A 15,323-nucleotide genomic window follows, 5' to 3' on the forward strand; every position below is an offset into this window, starting at 1 on the left:
GACGCGGAACATGCCTCATGTGGCGGCCAGGACGGCCAGCCGGGATCGGGATACTGGTCGTTACCAGAGCCACCGACCCGAGCAAACCCTTCTCTATCAGATCGTTGACGAGTATTACCCGGCATTCGCTGCGCTTATGGCAGAGCAGGGAAAGGAATTGCCGGGCTATGTGCAACGGGAATTTGAAGAATTTCTCCAATGCGGGCGGCTGGAGCATGGCTTTCTACGGGTTCGCTGCGAGTCTTGCCACGCCGAGCACCTGGTCGCTTTCAGCTGTAAGCGTCGCGGTTTCTGCCCGAGCTGTGGGGCGCGGCGGATGGCCGAAAGTGCCGCCTTGCTGGTTGATGAAGTACTGCCTGAACAACCCATGCGTCAGTGGGTGTTGAGCTTCCCGTTTCAGCTGCGTTTCCTGTTTGCCAGCCGGCCCGAGATCATGGGGTGGGTGCTGGGCATCGTTTACCGCGTCATTGCCACGCACCTGGTCAAGAAAGCGGGCCATACCCACCAAGTGGCCAAGACGGGCGCGGTCACCCTGATCCAGCGTTTTGGATCGGCGCTCAATCTGAATGTTCACTTCCACATGCTGTTTCTCGACGGTGTGTATGTCGAGCAATCCCACGGCTCAGCGCGTTTCCGCTGGGTCAAGGCGCCGACCAGCCCAGAGCTCACCCAGCTGACGCACACCATCGCCCACCGGGTGGGTCGCTATCTGGAACGGCAAGGCCTGCTGGAACGGGATGTCGAAAACAGCTATCTGGCCTCGGATGCGGTGGATGACGACCCGATGACACCCCTGCTGGGGCACTCGATCACTTACCGTATCGCTGTCGGTTCACAGGCGGGGCGAAAGGTGTTCACTTTGCAAACTCTGCCGACCAGTGGTGATCCGTTCGGTGACGGGATTGGCAAGGTAGCCGGGTCCAGCCTGCACGCCGGCGTGGCGGCCAGGGCCGATGAACGCAAGAAGCTCGAACGGCTGTGCCGGTACATCAGCCGCCCGGCGGTATCCGAGAAGCGGCTGTCGTTAACACGAGGCGGCAACGTGCGCTACCAGCTCAAGACGCCGTACCGGGACGGCACCACGCACGTCATTTTCGAACCATTGGATTTCATTGCAAGGCTGGCCGCCCTGGTACCGAAGCCCAGAGTCAACCTAACCCGCTTCCACGGGGTGTTCGCACCCAACAGTCGGCACCGGGCGTTGGTCACGCCGGCAAAACGGGGCAGGGGCAACAAGGTCAGGGTGGCTGATGAACCGGCAACACCAGCACAACGGCGAGCGTCGATGACATGGGCGCAACGGCTCAAGCGTGTTTTCAATATCGACATCGAGACCTGCAGCGGCTGCGGCGGCGCCATGAAAGTCATCGCCTGCATTGAAGACCCTATAGTGATCAAGCAGATCCTTGATCACCTGAAGCACAAAGCCGAAACCAGCGGGACCAGGGCGTTACCCGAAAGCCGGGCGCCACCGGCTGAGCTGCTCCTGGGTCTGTTTGACTGACGAGCCTGAAGGCCAACGATACCAATCAAAATGCTGCGTTCACAGCGCCGCGGCAGGGATCCGCCGTGCTGGTTGTCGGAAAAGGAGCCGCTAGTGGGAAAGAGGAGGGTAAATTTTCAGCGTTGCTGGCTCCCCGTCAGACGGATTGGGTTGCATCGCAGGGGTGTCGAAAGAGTCAACTGCGGTCCAAAGCTGTTGGACTTGGGTGAAAAGGGCGTTTATTCTTCCTATACGTTGTCGGCAGCGGGCCAAAAAGGAATACGTCCATGCCCATCGAGGTGAAACCGGCTGTGAGCGCGGGTTCAAGCATATAGCCCGACAGGCGCGTATCCTTGCCGATCACGACACGATGGCGGTGGTCACCGCGACGAAAGACACGGCCAGCCGCCATGCCGACGCGCAAGGCGGTTTCCGCCGTCATCGCGCCTTCGTTGGCTTTGCCACGAATACCGTCTGTGCCGAAATATTTGCGCACCATAAGGTCGATTATCCTGTCGTCGGGTCGCCCTCAAAGGGGACATGCCTGCTGAACCGCGAATATAGAGAAATATCCCGAATGTGCAGTTAACGAATTCTTGCGGTTTCTTTCAGCGCCGCCAATACCGCCAGCCCGTCGCGCAAGGGGCGCGGCTCGTGTGTGCGGATGAAGTCAGCTCCACCTGCGGCGGCGGCAAGCTCTGCAGCGAGTGTCGCGGCCCCGACATCCCCCGGACCACGGCCTGTGAGCGCGCGCAGAAAGGATTTGCGCGAAACAGACAGAAGCACCGGCAAATCGAAGCGCAGCCGCAATTCATCGAACCGCGCCAGCACCGAGAGCGAGGTTTCGGGAGCAGCCCCCAGAAAAAACCCCATGCCGGGATCAAGGACAAGGCGGTTGCGTTTGATACCGGCACCCGTCAGCGCCGCGATGCGCGCGTCAAAGAACGCCGCAATGTGATCCATGATGTCGCCAGCGGGTGCCTCGCGCCGATCTGCCTGCCCGTCTTGCACCGAATGCATAACGACGAGTTTGGCAGATGATTTCGCCAATTGCGGATAGAACGCAGCGTCTGGAAAACCGCGAATATCATTGAGATAGGCCACACCACGCGACAAGGCATAGGCTTGCGTCGCGGGTTGATAACTGTCGAGCGAGACGGGAATGCCATCTGCCTTGAGCGCGTCCAGCACCGGCGCGATACGCGCGATTTCTGTGTCGGACGAAACAGGCGCGGCGTCGGGATTGCTGGATGCCGGACCGAGGTCGATCACATCTGCCCCCTCGGCCATCAGCTTACGCGCCTGCGCAATGGCTGCGTCTGGCGCCAGATACCGGCCTCCATCGGAGAAACTGTCCGAGGTTATGTTGACGATGCCGAAAATGATGAGCGATTTATTCATGGGGGCTTCTATAATAATAATAATCGAGCATGAGTCTCATACGGATGCTCGGGTCGAAAGGGAATCCCCAGGCGAGTAACCTGTTTGCGGTGATCCATTAGCTGCAGGAGCAGAATAGCATACATCTGGAAGCAAAGCCAGGAAAGCGGCCTATGGAGCTGTGCGGCAGCGCTCAGTAGGCAATTTTTCAAAATATTGTTAAGCCTTTTCTGAGCATGGTATTTTTCATGGTATTACCAATTAGCAGGAAAATAAGCCATTGAATATAAAAGATAAAAATGTCTTGTTTACAATAGAGTGGGTATCGGAGACGAAGAAGGACAAGGTACATGCTGACCGATACCAAGCTGCGCAATCTCAAGCCCAGGGACAAACTCTACAAAGTGAATGACCGGGAAGGTCTCTATGTGGGGGTCGCCTCAGAAAACGGAATCTATGGTCACTCCCGTTTTTGCAACACCGATTTTGACGACAAGTTGGCTTGCTTGAATCTATCCGGCGTCTGAATGGGATTTTATTCCCGCGCCTCGATGAGTTCCGCGCCTGATGAACCTCCAGAAAATATACGGCTTCAATGAGCCTTTCCGTTTTACAGGTTCCTCAACAGGCCGGTGGGCCGTTAGTATCATCAATATCAGTATTCGCAAAACCAGATGAATGATTGTTTAAACTGGTGTATTTCTGCCTTTATGCTTCGTAAGTTTGCTGTCGCGCCGTCAGTGCCCAGGCTATTCTGGCCAGCTTGTTTGCCAGAGCACAGGTGACGACTAAGTTGCTTTTCCGACACAACAACTCCCTGACCCAGTCGGCCAACTTGCCAGACTGGTGTTCCAGTTTTTGTATGAATACCCTGGCACACTGAACCAACAAAGTTCGGATCTTTTTGTTGCCCCGCTTGCTAATCCCTAACAATGTCGTCCGACCTCCCGTGCTGTACTGTCGGGGTACCAGCCCTGTTGCCGCCGCAAAGTCACGGCTGCTGGCGTACTGCTTCCCGTCGCCAATCTCAGTTGAAATAGTACTGGCAGTCAGCGTTCCAACGCAGGGAATACTCAGCAAGCGCTGTCCAACCTCATCTTCGTCCAACTTTCGTTTCAACTGAGATTCCAGATCTGTAATCTGCTCAACAAGATAGTGATAATGCTGTTGTAATTTCAGCAGTAACTGGCTGAGATAAAGAGGCAAACTACTGTCCTCAAGAAGGGTACTCAGTCGACTAATAACGGCAGCACCTCGCGGAACGCTGATACCAAATTCCAGCAGAAAAGCATGCATCTGATTAGTTGTTTTCACCTTATCCTGAACCAGGGATTCACGGACACGATGCAGAGCTCGCATTGCCTGCTGAGATTCGGTTCTGGGCTGCACGAAACGCATAGATGGACGTGATGCTGCTTCACAGATAGCTTCAGCATCAACGAAGTCATTTTTGTTGCTTTTAACGAATGGGCGGACAAAGTGCGGTGATATCAGCTTTGGAAAATGCCCTAACTCTTCCAGCTTGCGTGCCATAAAGTGAGAACCGCCACAGGCTTCCATCGCGATGGTTGTTGCCGGGCATGTCGCCAGAAATTCGATTAGCTTTGGTCGGGTGAATTTTTTACGGTAAACGGCCTTCCCACGATGATCCTGACAATGAATATGGAAAGAGTTCTTACCCAGATCGATACCAATAAGCGCAATGTTTTCCATGATGGTTCTCCGAATGAAAGCCTGTCCTCAGCATAGTACTGGGAAGGAGGGAGTGACCATCTCATTAAATAAAGCACGCTAAGCCGGTTGCAGCGGTCGTAGCGGCCTGAACTTGCCCGCGCCGATCTTGGCGCTGCTGCGCCAGAGGTAATCGCCGGTGAGGTTGATGTGCTCCCAACCGAGCGGCGACAGGTACTGCAACAGCGCGTCATCAACGGCATGGCCGTTGCCACGCAGCGCGTGCGCAGCCCGTTCCAGATAGACCGTGTTCCACAACACGACGGCAGCCGTTACCAGATTGAGGCCGCTAGCCCGGTAGCGCTGCTGCTCGAAACTGCGGTCGCGGATTTCACCCAGGCGGTTGAAAAACACTGCCCTGGCCAGCGCATTGCGCGCCTCGCCCTTGTTCAGGCCGGCATGCACGCGGCGGCGCAGTTCCACGCTTTGCAGCCAGTCCAGGATGAACAGCGTGCGCTCGATGCGGCCCAGCTCGCGGAGCGCCACGGCCAGGCCGTTCTGGCGTGGGTAGCTGCCGAGCTTTCGGAGCATCAGGGAGGCCGTCACCGTGCCCTGCTTGATCGAGGTGGCCAGCCGCAGGATTTCGTCCCAATGGGCGCGGACGTGCTTGATGTTGAGCGTGCCGCCGATCATGGGTTTCAGCGCGTCATAGGCGGCGTCGCCCTTCGGGATGTAGAGCTTGGTGTCGCCCAGGTCGCGGATGCGCGGCGCGAAGCGGAAGCCCAGGAGGTGCATCAGGGCGAAGACGTGATCGGTGAAGCCCGCCGTGTCGGTGTAATGCTCCTCGATCCGCAAGTCGGACTCGTGGTACAGCAGGCCGTCGAGCACGTAGGTCGAATCGCGCACGCCGACGTTCACGACCTTGGTGTGAAATGGCGCGTACTGGTCAGAAATGTGGGTGTAGAACGTCCGCCCTGGGCTGCTCCCGTATTTCGGGTTGATGTGGCCGGTGCTCTCGGCCTTGCTGCCGGTGCGGAAGTTCTGGCCGTCCGACGATGAGGTGGTGCCGTCGCCCCAGTGCTCGGCGAAGGGATGGCGGAACTGTGCGTTGACCAGATCGGCCAGCGCCGCCCCGTAGGTTTCGTCGCGGATGTGCCAGGCTTGCAGCCAAGCCAGCTTGGCGTAGGTCGTGCCGGGGCAAGACTCCGCCATCTTGGTCAGGCCCAGGTTGATCGCGTCGGCGAGGATCGTGGTCAGCAACAGGTTCTTGTCTTTGGCCGGGTCGCCCGATTTCAGATGCGCGAAATGCCGAGTGAAGCCCGTCCATTCGTCCACCTCCAGCAGCAGTTCGGTGATCTTGACGTGCGGCAGGATCATTGCCGTCTGGTCGATCAGCGCTTGGGCGGTGTCGGGTACCGCCGCGTCGAGCGGCGTGATCTTCAAGCCTGACTCGGTGATGATGGCGTCCGGCAGCTCGTTGGCCGTCGCCATACGGTTGACGGTGGCAAGCTGTGTTTCCAGCAGCGTCAGCCGGTCGTTCAGGTACCGGTTGCAGTCGGTGGCCACGGCCAGCGGCAATTCGCTGGCCTGCTTGAGGCTGGCGAATTTCGCGGGCGGCACCAGGTAGTCCTCGAAGTCCTTGAACTGGCGCGACCCCTGCACCCAGATGTCGCCGGAACGCAACGCGTTCTTCATCTCCGACAGCGCGCACAGTTCGTAGTAGCGCCGGTCGATGCCGGTGTCGGTCATGACCAGCTTCTGCCAGCGCGGCTTGATGAACTCGGTCGGCGCGTCGGCGGGCACCTTGCGGGCGTTGTCGCTGTTCATGCCGCGCAGCACCTCGATGGCGTCGAGCACGTCCTTCGCGGCGGGAGCGGCCCGCAGCTTGAGCACGGCAAGGAATTCCGGCGCGTAGCGGCGCAGCGTGGCGTAGCTTTCGCCGATGCGGTGCAGGAAATCGAAGTCCTCGGGCTGCGCAAGCTTCTGCGCTTCGGTGACGCTCTCGGCGAAGGCATCCCAGGACATGACGGCCTCGATGGCGGCGAACGGATCGCGGCCCGCCTGCTTGGCCTCGATCAGCGCCTGGCCGATGCGGCCGAACAGCCGCACCTTGGCGTTGATCGCCTTGCCGGACGCCTGGAATTGCTGCTGATGCTTGTTCTTGGCGGCGTTGAACAGCTTGCCCAGGATGCGGTCGTGCAGGTCGATGATTTCGTCGGTGACGGTGGCCATGCCCTCGATGGCAAGCGCCACCAGGGTGGCATAGCGTCGCTGCGCCTCGAACTTGGCCAGGTCGGCGGGCGTCATCTGGCCACCCTCACGGGCGATCTTGAGCAGGCGGTTCTGGTGCACCGACCGCTCGATGCCAGAAGGCAGGTCGAGCGCCTGCCACGCTTTGAGGCGTTCGATGTGTTCCAGCATGTGCCGCGAATTCGGTTTGACGGGCGATTGGCGCAGCCAGGCCAGCCAGGTCGTTTTGCCGTTGTCCCGACGCTTGAGCAGATCGTCGAGGCGGCGGCGATGCGCGTCCGACAGCGGTTCGGCCAAGGCATCGTAGATGCGCCGGTTGGCGCGGGTGATTGCTTCGGCGCTCGCCCGCTCGACGGCGTTGAGGGCAGGCAGAATGACCGACTGCTGCCGCAGGTGCTCGATCAAGGTGCTGGCCAGCACGATGCCCTTGTCGGTCTGCAAGGCCATCTCGGTCAGCAACTGGACGGCCTGCCGGTAGTGGCCCATGGTAAAGGGCTGGAAGCCGAACACCGTTTGCAGTTCGACCAGGTGCTCGCGCCGGGTCTGCTCCCGCTGCCCGTATTCGTCCCAGCTTTCGACGCTGACCTTGAGCTGGTCGGCGACCAGTTTCAACAAGGGCGGAAACGGCGGCTCATCGACGCCCAGGATGACACCAGGAAAGCGCAGGTAACAGAGCTGCACGGCGAAGCCCAGCCGGTTGGCCGGGCCGCGCCGCTGCCGGATGATGGAGAGGTCGGTTTCGCTGAACGTGTAGTGACGGATCAACTCATCCTTGGTGTCCGGCAACGCCAGCAGGCTTTCGCGCTCGGCGGCGGACAGGATTGAACGACGTGGCATATTTACTGATCCGTTCTCAAGTATTGATACAGGGTTTCGCGACTGATTCCGAATTCACGAGCCAGCTTGGTCTTTTGCTCGCCAGCCTCGACACGTTGGCGCAGTTCGGCAATACGCTCAGACGACAGGGATTTCTTCCTGCCACGGTAGGCCCCGCGCTGCTTGGCGAGCGCGATGCCCTCGCGCTGCCGCTCGCGGATCAAGGCGCGTTCGAACTCGGCGAACGCGCCCATTACCGACAGCATCAGGTTCGCCATCGGCGAGTCCTCGCCGGTGAAGGTCAAATGCTCCTTAAGGAACTCGATGCGTACGCCGCGCTGGGTGAGGCCCTGCACCAGGCGGCGCAGGTCGTCGAGGTTGCGCGCCAGACGATCCATGCTGTGCACCACGACCGTGTCGCCTTCGCGCACGAAGGCGAGCAGCCGTTCCAGTTCGGGCCGCCGTGTGTCCTTGCCCGACGCCTTGTCGGTGAACACTTTATCCACCTGGATCTGTTCGAGCTGCCGTTCTGGGTTCTGGTCGAAGCTGCTGACGCGGACGTAACCGATGCGCTGACCGTGCAAGGTATCCTCCTGAGGGAAATGTGTCAGGAAGAAATCTATGACCCTTGACGGCGTATGTCAATCAATTCGGAAGGCAACTCTATTCTGACGATTTAGCGCCGGATGGTCTGACGCCAAGTTAGGGTATAGCCTAGATTGACATGCGCGATGCAACCCTTAACTTGCTTGCACCTATCGTTTCCATGCTAGCTTTATCGTAACGCTCAAGAAATTGGGCTTAATGCCGAAAACAATAAAATAAAACAGCCAACCCTTGAGGTTCTTATGCGCCAGAATTTACCAGTGACGGGTCGAAACTTAGAACTCCCAAAAGATGCCAATATTCTTTCGACTACCTCCCCTCAAAGCCATATCACGTACGTTAATCCTGACTTCATTAAAATCAGTGGTTTCACTGAGGAAGAACTATTAGGGAAGGTGCGAACAAGTTCCTGATATGAGATCATCATATTCATCCGGAGCGCATCCCAGAGGGACATCATGAGCCATCAACTCACCTTCGCCGATAGTGAATTCAGCACTAAGCGCCGTCAGACCCGAAAAGAGATTTTCCTCTCCCGCATGGAGCAGATTCTGCCATGGCAGAATATGACCGCTGTCATCGAGCCGTTTTATCCCAAGGCGGGCAATGGCCGACGGCCCTATCCGCTGGAGACCATGCTGCGTATTCACTGCATGCAGCATTGGTACAACCTGAGCGACGGTGCCATGGAAGATGCCCTGTACGAAATCGCCTCCATGCGCCTGTTTGCCCGATTATCCCTGGATAGCGCCCTGCCGGATCGCACCACCATCATGAATTTCCGCCACCTGCTCGAGCAGCATCAACTGGCCCGTCAATTGTTCAAGACCATCAATCGCTGGCTGGCCGAAGCAGGCGTCATGATGACCCAAGGCACTTTGGTGGATGCCACCATCATTGAGGCACCCAGCTCTACCAAGAACAAAGAGCAGCAACGCGATCCGGAGATGCATCAGACCAAGAAAGGCAATCAGTGGCACTTTGGCATGAAGGCCCACATTGGTGTCGATGCCAAGAGTGGCCTGACCCACAGCCTAGTCACCACCGCGGCCAACGAGCATGACCTCAATCAGCTGGGTAATCTGCTTCATGGAGAGGAGCAATTTGTCTCAGCCGATGCCGGCTACCAAGGAGCGCCACAGCGCGAGGAGCTGGCCGAGGTGGATGTGGACTGGCTGATCGCCGAGCGTCCCGGCAAGGTAAAAACCTTGAAGCAGCATCCGCGCAAGAACAAAACGGCCATCAACATCGAATACATGAAAGCCAGCATCCGTGCCAAGGTAGAGCACCCGTTTCGCATCATCAAGCGGCAGTTCGGCTTCGTGAAAGCCAGATACAAGGGGCTGCTGAAAAACGATAACCAACTGGCGATGTTATTCACCCTGGCCAACCTGTTTCGGGTGGACCAAATGATACGTCAGTGGGAGAGATCTCACTAAAAACTGGGGATAACGCCTTAAATGGCGAAGAAACGGTCTAAATAGGCTGATTCAAGGCATTTACGGGAGAAAAAATCGGCTCAAACATGAAGAAATGAAATGACTGAGTCAGCCGAGAAGAATTTCCCCGCTTATTCGCACCTTCCGTAGCTCAACGTTCAAGTCTGTGAGGGTAAAAGTGCGTGATGAATACCATTTACATTGAGCCACTACTGGCAGCGTGCCGACAGGATAACTGGTAATATCAACTCCGTTCTGCGCCTGACCTAGTGAACCAAAACAAACGAATTTTACGTGCTTACTCATTCTTTCCTGTACGATCTCTGTCATCCACGAACAACAAAAATCTTCAAAGTCTGTTGCAGAGCGAAAATTCAAGTTACGCATAATAGTTCTCGAAAATCATGCCTAAAAGTGATTTGATTATCACTTATTCCAGCCATGTACGCAATTTCCTCTCATCACCAGATTTTTCATATCGGTCAAAACATCTTTACCTTTGACTCCCCCAAAATCTTACCATTGAGACAAAGTTAGACCATCATGCAATGAAGGGTGATCAACCCCCTACCAGCTCCCCCGTTCCCCCTCAACTTCCCCATCCCTTCCTGCCCGACCGCCCTTTTTCTTTCTCTCTCTTTTTCTCTCTTTCTCATTTTTCTCTCTCGCGCGCGAATGGCCAACCAATACCCGACGACGCGATAGCGGCGTCTTCTCTTCCCCCCTCCTTTGCATGATGGTCTAATTCAGGCTAAAATGTAATCGGTCTGTCACTACAATACGGAGCTACTCCTATGTCCTATAACTCCCTCTCCGTCAACTTCGCCAACCTTTCTCACGACCTCTCCCTACTCGCCTCCTCTCTGAGAGCCCTTACCCCTCGCGCCGCTTACGTCGCTCCCATCACCCCTACCCTCCGGGGGGCCGAGAATGACCCCACCTCTCACATTGTTGTCTCCGTACAATCCGGGCAGGATGCCATCAACTCCGCCGCTCAAAGCTATCTCGATCTCCACATCGACCCCGAGCTCTCTCAGAAAGCTTCTCGCCGCTCCGTCGGCATCATCTGGCTATCACCAACATGGATCGGACGCGCCGCTGCCGATAACATCAAAACCACCGTTGAGCGTATCAACACGACAAAAGCCGCCATCGAGGACTTCATCATCTCAAACTACCAGACCAGGCATGAACGCTTTGAAGCATTACGCGCTGAATGCCCTGGCGTCATGACACTACACCTCTATCGTCAGATCCGCTGCTACGCACAAGAGGAGCTCTCCTCTATACGCTTCTCTTGGCAGCGTAAGGACTCGCTGAAAAAACCAAACAAGAACGAACTCGTTAAACGACTACAAGAAGAGCTCGATCGCTCCGGGCCAACACATCGTTACCCCCTGGAGCTGCTCCTCCAGAAAGTCATCGATACACCTGAGCACCTTTTGCGAGAACGCCGTGAAGTGAAGGTGCAGCCGGTGGCGAACATCATGGCCGCTGGCGCACTGAAAACCGTCACTGCCCCACTTCCGATCATCGTGATCCAGGACAACCCTCTCAAGATTGGAATGCTACGAGACTTTGACGCGTCAGAACAACGTAGAACTCGTTCCGACAAAACCTCATCTACTCTGCTCGGGATGTTTGCAGGAGTGGCGATCGAGGCGATAGTGTAGTGGTGTGATGGACGCCCCTCCCAATTCAGATCTGCATCTGGATAGGAGAGATATAATAACGAAGCATCAAATAATTCATGATATGATTTTATATATAAGCGGACACTATCAAATCTATCAGATGGAGTGTGCAAGATGGATCAGGAGTTTTCACTCAGCTATGAACAACTGACAAATTTCGCGGAAGCGCATATCCGTAAATGCAAGCTGGACAGCCATGGTATGGTTTATATCTGCGAGTCAGCCAAGGCCTCCGCCATTCTGAGCCTATGGTATGAACTAGCTATTAATGGCTATACCTCACAGGATGCTTTTATTGAGGCAGATTATCAGCGCCTTAAAAATCTCATCATGAGTGATAAGCAATGACTCCATCTTGACGGCAGTACCTACCTACGTTGGCAAGTTCGGCATACATCTTTTTGATACAATCCAGGGCGAAGATAGTTGCAGCGTTTTCGTCGTCGCGTCGAAAAAGTGGGGCTCGACGTAAGGGATAACGGTAGGGCAAGAGACACCAACCATTCCGTTGAAGCGGAATGCCGTGATCGACCTCTACAAACCACCGCCCGTCTTGACACTCCACGAGCATCAAACCAGCATCGGGGAATTCGCCGAGCCCCAAGAATGTGACTGATTGTGATTGTTCGGTACATCGCCAATCATGTTTCCTGTTTCCACAAATAACTTGCGAGCCACATTACACATCTAGATAGGCATCGCTACGCGAAATCTACAGAGAATTATAAGACTATCCTGCTCAGAAATAGAGAGAGTTATACCCTCACACAGTAGTGCCTCAGTCCCCCACGATCTTAACAGTTATGCCAGTTCGTCAGGATCATCAATTGCCCGAGTAAAATACTCTGTCCGGTAGTCGCCACTCCACCCAAGCCATACTGATGATGTCCCGTTTTGTGCCAGTATGCGATTACCCTGCATGTTGTCTTCACTACAGGAAGTTGTCAGGCATTCTTTGATAATGTCTGCTCCGGCAACTTTTCCTGTACTCTGTGTTTCAAAACCAGCAACCACTACCACAGCTTCAGGATCAAGTTTTTTAAGCTGTTCAATTAATTCTTTAACTTTCATCTCAAATGTTCTCTTTTGAACTCACCTAGCGTGAACTTTCGCTCAACTGAGCACCCTTATACTCCATAATACAGCTAAAAAGCCACCAAACAAGATCTTACCAGTTACAGTGTCACAAAATAACTTTTTTCTACTTAAAAGCCCAAAATAGGCAATTGCAAAGGTGCTTGAGCAACAAAATATATTCAAAATATAGTACCAACTATCATTATCAATGGGTGATACATGAAGTCATTACCTCTAGATACACCAGAGCAAGCACTGATAACGAACTATACAGGCTCCAGGCTAGTAGTAAGAGCCTATGCTGGTACAGGGAAAACAACGACATTAGTGAAATATGCGCTTAAAAACCAAAACTCTCGCATATTGTATATCGCCTATAACAGAGCAATCCGCGATGAGGCAAAAGAGAAATTTCCAGCTAATGTAGATTGTAAAACATCTCATCAACTTGCATATGCCGTAATTGGCAGACTCTATCACCACAAGCTGACAGGTAATATTCGGCTTAGCGATATTGCACAGGCAGTCAATACCAAAAATTGGACAGCGGTACAAGATATTCGTGAGACGCTAAACACTTTTATGTCTAGTGCAGATAAGCGGATTCTATATTCTCATTTTATCCGTTCGAATACAGGAAAGATACTGACATCAAAGCAGGAGCGATATCAAATATGGATTGTAGAATCTGCCGAAGCAATATGGAATAGGATGACAAACCCTCAAGATCCATTCCCTACTGTACATGACTGCTACCTCAAGCAATATCAACTTAGTATGCCAAATTTATCAACAAGATATACAACAATTCTCTTCGATGAAGCTCAAGACGCCAATCCAGTAACAAGCAATATTGTCTTACAGCAAAATTGCAAGGTTATCCTTGTTGGCGATCGTCACCAGCAAATTTATCGTTTTAGAGGTGCTAATAATGCTCTAGACAGCGAACAACTAAAAAATGCAGATCAACTTCATCTGACCCATAGCTTTCGATTCGGCCCTAATGTCTCCTTAGTTGCTAATGCATTGCTTGAATTGAAGGAAGAGGACAAACCATTAGTAGGGAAAGGTCCTCAAGATAAAGTGGTAATGTCTCTTCCAAATAACATTGGGCATAAAGCAATCTTACATCGTACAGTTATGGGAGTTATTGAAACTGCATTGATGCAAACTGAAAATGGAGCAAAAGTATTCTGGGTGGGTGGGATTGATGCCTATCAAATTAATGAAATACAAGATCTCTTCTGGTTTTCACGTGACGAAAAAGAACGGATAAAAAACAAGAAGATACTCGAAGAGTATGAAGACTATTTAGAGTATCAAGATATAGCCGAAGCAACTAAAGACTCGGAGATGTTACGAGCCATAAAAATAATAAATAATTATGATGATATACCGTCTCGCCTCTCCATGCTGCGAAGAAATACAGTCAAAGAGGAGTTTAGTGCGGATATCAGTGTTTCAACAGCTCATAGATGCAAAGGGTTAGAGTGGGATTTTGTTCAACTATATGATGATTTTCCCGACGTATTAGACCCGAAACTCACTCCTCAAGATAGAGATGATGAGATAAACCTACTATATGTTGCCTCAACCCGAGCAATGAGAATGCTCGCGATAAACAGTGCGCTAGAGTCAGTAGTTCGTTATATAACTCAGAAGAGACTGCTTAAAAAGCAAAAGGAAACAGTAGAATCATCCAACAACCCCAAGTAACCAAATAGTTTGGAATCATAGATTCACATGTGAATTGCACATGTGAAAACTCGTGGTATCCAAAGCGCTCAATGAGCCCAAAATGGGCGGTTACACCTGCCTAATATCACTACAACTATCGATACCATAAGAGGATGGGAAAATAGGTGCGTGATATTATGAGAAAACCAGCGTTAAATTTACTATCGTTCTTAGCAACGCTCTCCCTATCGCTTGGGGGCATAAGCCATACGTGGGCACAAGATGGTTCAGAGTCACGATTCTATGATCGTAAAGCTGAGGGTTGGTTCTGGTACAAGCAAGACCCTTTGGAGCCAGAAGAAAAGCCCAAAGAACCGGAGCCAAAGCCTATACCCGTTGAAGAGGCTAAACCTGCGCTCCCCAAACAGGAAGAGACATCACCAGCCGGTCCTGAAATGTTTTCAGCGAAATGGTTTAGGGATAACCTCCCCAAATACAAGGACCTTGCCTGGGATAATCCTACCGTTGAGAATGTTAGAACATTCCTGTACTTGCAACGCTTTGCCATAGACCGTTCAGAACAATTCTCGGACGCCACTGAACTGGCTGTCGTAGGCGACCCATTCCTTGATGAAATTACTCGACGCCCCGCAGCCACTTTCGCATCTCAGCAAGTTGATCGAGATGCGGGAAATGCTAAAAACCAATTACTCAAAACAGTTGCACAAAGAGTAGGGATTTTCTTTTTTTATAAATCTAACGATGAATATAGTGATCTACAGGCTCCTCTCATCAAGATGCTAGAACAAAGCGAAGGGTTCTCTATCGTGCCCGTATCAATGGATGGAAAACCACTGCGCAATGGCCTATTCCCTTCATTCAAAATAGACAACGGACATGCAAAACAGCTTGGTATTGTTACATTTCCCGCTGTATATCTCGCATCCCCTAATGGAGAGTTTGCGCCTATAGGCCAAGGGCCAATGTCTCTACCTGAGCTAAATCATCGTATCCTAGTCGCAGCAAAACGTAATGCATGGATCTCAGATGAGGAGTTTAACCGAACTCGACCGGTGCTAAATCTAGAAAATAATATTGCCGAAAGATTAGCCTCACCCGATCTAAGTAAAGATCTTCATAACTTATCCCAGGCAAATAGTAACGAAACAAACTTTGTACCACCAAACCAACTCATGCAATACATCCGAGAAAAACTACAGGAGAACTAAA

The 15,323-nt window shown here is 53.1% G+C and carries 11 protein-coding genes and 3 pseudogenes; 8 read left to right on the forward strand and 6 right to left on the reverse strand.

Annotated features, from left to right (window positions below):
- Nucleotides 1-10: 10 nt before the first annotated feature.
- A complete protein-coding gene (locus ETEE_RS18905) occupies nucleotides 11-1,504 on the forward strand; it encodes an IS91-like element ISCR2 family transposase (protein WP_001120888.1) in 1,494 nt (497 codons plus the stop codon).
- A gap of 235 nt (nucleotides 1,505-1,739) precedes the next feature.
- Here the strand turns inward: ETEE_RS18905 and glmM are convergent.
- A pseudogene (glmM, locus tag ETEE_RS18910) lies at nucleotides 1,740-1,982 on the reverse strand (phosphoglucosamine mutase); the annotation flags it as partial.
- 86 nt (nucleotides 1,983-2,068) lie between these two features.
- Nucleotides 2,069-2,884, reverse strand: a complete 816-nt coding sequence (gene sul2 / locus ETEE_RS18915; RefSeq protein ID WP_001043260.1) for a sulfonamide-resistant dihydropteroate synthase Sul2 — start codon at nucleotides 2,882-2,884, stop codon at nucleotides 2,069-2,071.
- A gap of 329 nt (nucleotides 2,885-3,213) precedes the next feature.
- Here sul2 and ETEE_RS22145 point away from each other — a divergent pair.
- Nucleotides 3,214-3,318 (forward strand): annotated as a pseudogene (locus ETEE_RS22145) (Arm DNA-binding domain-containing protein); the annotation flags it as partial.
- Nucleotides 3,319-3,571: 253 nt separating this feature from the next.
- Here the strand turns inward: ETEE_RS22145 and ETEE_RS18925 are convergent.
- The 3 genes from ETEE_RS18925 to ETEE_RS18935 form a co-directional block, all read right to left on the reverse strand.
- Nucleotides 3,572-4,576: an IS110-like element IS5075 family transposase gene (locus ETEE_RS18925; protein WP_040145017.1), complete on the reverse strand. Its 1,005-nt coding sequence runs from the start codon at nucleotides 4,574-4,576 to the stop codon at nucleotides 3,572-3,574.
- A 78-nt stretch (nucleotides 4,577-4,654) separates the two neighbouring features.
- Nucleotides 4,655-7,621, reverse strand: coding sequence for a Tn3 family transposase (locus tag ETEE_RS18930; protein ID WP_001138070.1), 2,967 nt, complete (start codon nucleotides 7,619-7,621; stop codon nucleotides 4,655-4,657).
- 2 nt (nucleotides 7,622-7,623) lie between these two features.
- Entirely contained in the window at nucleotides 7,624-8,184 is a 561-nt protein-coding gene (locus ETEE_RS18935; protein ID WP_003124096.1) for a recombinase family protein, read from the reverse strand.
- Between the two features lie 264 nt (nucleotides 8,185-8,448).
- Between ETEE_RS18935 and ETEE_RS21465 the strand changes: the two are divergent.
- From ETEE_RS21465 to ETEE_RS18950, 4 genes and pseudogenes are all read left to right on the forward strand, one after another.
- Nucleotides 8,449-8,601, forward strand: a pseudogene (locus tag ETEE_RS21465) (PAS domain S-box protein); the annotation flags it as partial.
- Between the two features lie 63 nt (nucleotides 8,602-8,664).
- Nucleotides 8,665-9,645, forward strand: a complete 981-nt coding sequence (locus ETEE_RS18940; protein WP_000019440.1) for an IS5-like element ISKpn26 family transposase — start codon at nucleotides 8,665-8,667, stop codon at nucleotides 9,643-9,645.
- Between the two features lie 794 nt (nucleotides 9,646-10,439).
- Nucleotides 10,440-11,318 carry a DNA replication terminus site-binding protein gene (locus ETEE_RS18945; protein ID WP_034164970.1) on the forward strand — a complete coding sequence of 293 codons (879 nt, stop codon included), beginning with the start codon at nucleotides 10,440-10,442 and terminating at the stop codon, nucleotides 11,316-11,318.
- A 135-nt stretch (nucleotides 11,319-11,453) separates the two neighbouring features.
- Nucleotides 11,454-11,687, forward strand: coding sequence for a hypothetical protein (locus ETEE_RS18950; protein ID WP_034164969.1), 234 nt, complete (start codon nucleotides 11,454-11,456; stop codon nucleotides 11,685-11,687).
- 453 nt (nucleotides 11,688-12,140) lie between these two features.
- On the opposite strand, the gene ETEE_RS20615 is transcribed toward ETEE_RS18950, so the two are convergent.
- The gene (locus ETEE_RS20615; RefSeq protein ID WP_071881959.1) at nucleotides 12,141-12,410 is read right to left on the reverse strand and encodes a hypothetical protein; all 270 of its coding nucleotides are present in this window, start codon (nucleotides 12,408-12,410) and stop codon (nucleotides 12,141-12,143) included.
- Between the two features lie 225 nt (nucleotides 12,411-12,635).
- On the opposite strand from ETEE_RS20615, the gene ETEE_RS18955 reads away from it, so the two are divergent.
- On the forward strand, nucleotides 12,636-14,132 hold the full coding sequence (locus ETEE_RS18955) for a UvrD-helicase domain-containing protein (protein ID WP_034164968.1): 1,497 nt from the start codon (nucleotides 12,636-12,638) through the stop codon (nucleotides 14,130-14,132).
- Nucleotides 14,133-14,290: 158 nt separating this feature from the next.
- Entirely contained in the window at nucleotides 14,291-15,322 is a 1,032-nt protein-coding gene (gene traF, locus ETEE_RS18960) for a conjugal transfer protein TraF (protein WP_051905131.1), read from the forward strand.
- Nucleotide 15,323: the final 1 nt, after the last annotated feature.

Source organism: Edwardsiella anguillarum ET080813 (genome assembly GCF_000264765.2).
Lineage (GTDB): Bacteria > Pseudomonadota > Gammaproteobacteria > Enterobacterales > Enterobacteriaceae > Edwardsiella > Edwardsiella anguillarum.

What these genes read in the sequence shown, in the direction of transcription:
- ETEE_RS18905 (WP_001120888.1), top strand. Translation starts at nt 11, where the DNA reads ATGCCTCATGTGGCGGCCAGGACGGCCAGCCGGGATCGGGATACTGGT.
- sul2 (WP_001043260.1), bottom strand. Translation starts at nt 2,884, where the DNA reads ATGAATAAATCGCTCATCATTTTCGGCATCGTCAACATAACCTCGGAC.
- ETEE_RS18925 (WP_040145017.1), bottom strand. Translation starts at nt 4,576, where the DNA reads ATGGAAAACATTGCGCTTATTGGTATCGATCTGGGTAAGAACTCTTTC.
- ETEE_RS18930 (WP_001138070.1), bottom strand. Translation starts at nt 7,621, where the DNA reads ATGCCACGTCGTTCAATCCTGTCCGCCGCCGAGCGCGAAAGCCTGCTG.
- ETEE_RS18940 (WP_000019440.1), top strand. Translation starts at nt 8,665, where the DNA reads ATGAGCCATCAACTCACCTTCGCCGATAGTGAATTCAGCACTAAGCGC.
- ETEE_RS18945 (WP_034164970.1), top strand. Translation starts at nt 10,440, where the DNA reads ATGTCCTATAACTCCCTCTCCGTCAACTTCGCCAACCTTTCTCACGAC.
- ETEE_RS18950 (WP_034164969.1), top strand. Translation starts at nt 11,454, where the DNA reads ATGGATCAGGAGTTTTCACTCAGCTATGAACAACTGACAAATTTCGCG.
- ETEE_RS20615 (WP_071881959.1), bottom strand. Translation starts at nt 12,410, where the DNA reads ATGAAAGTTAAAGAATTAATTGAACAGCTTAAAAAACTTGATCCTGAA.
- ETEE_RS18955 (WP_034164968.1), top strand. Translation starts at nt 12,636, where the DNA reads ATGAAGTCATTACCTCTAGATACACCAGAGCAAGCACTGATAACGAAC.
- traF (WP_051905131.1), top strand. Translation starts at nt 14,291, where the DNA reads ATGAGAAAACCAGCGTTAAATTTACTATCGTTCTTAGCAACGCTCTCC.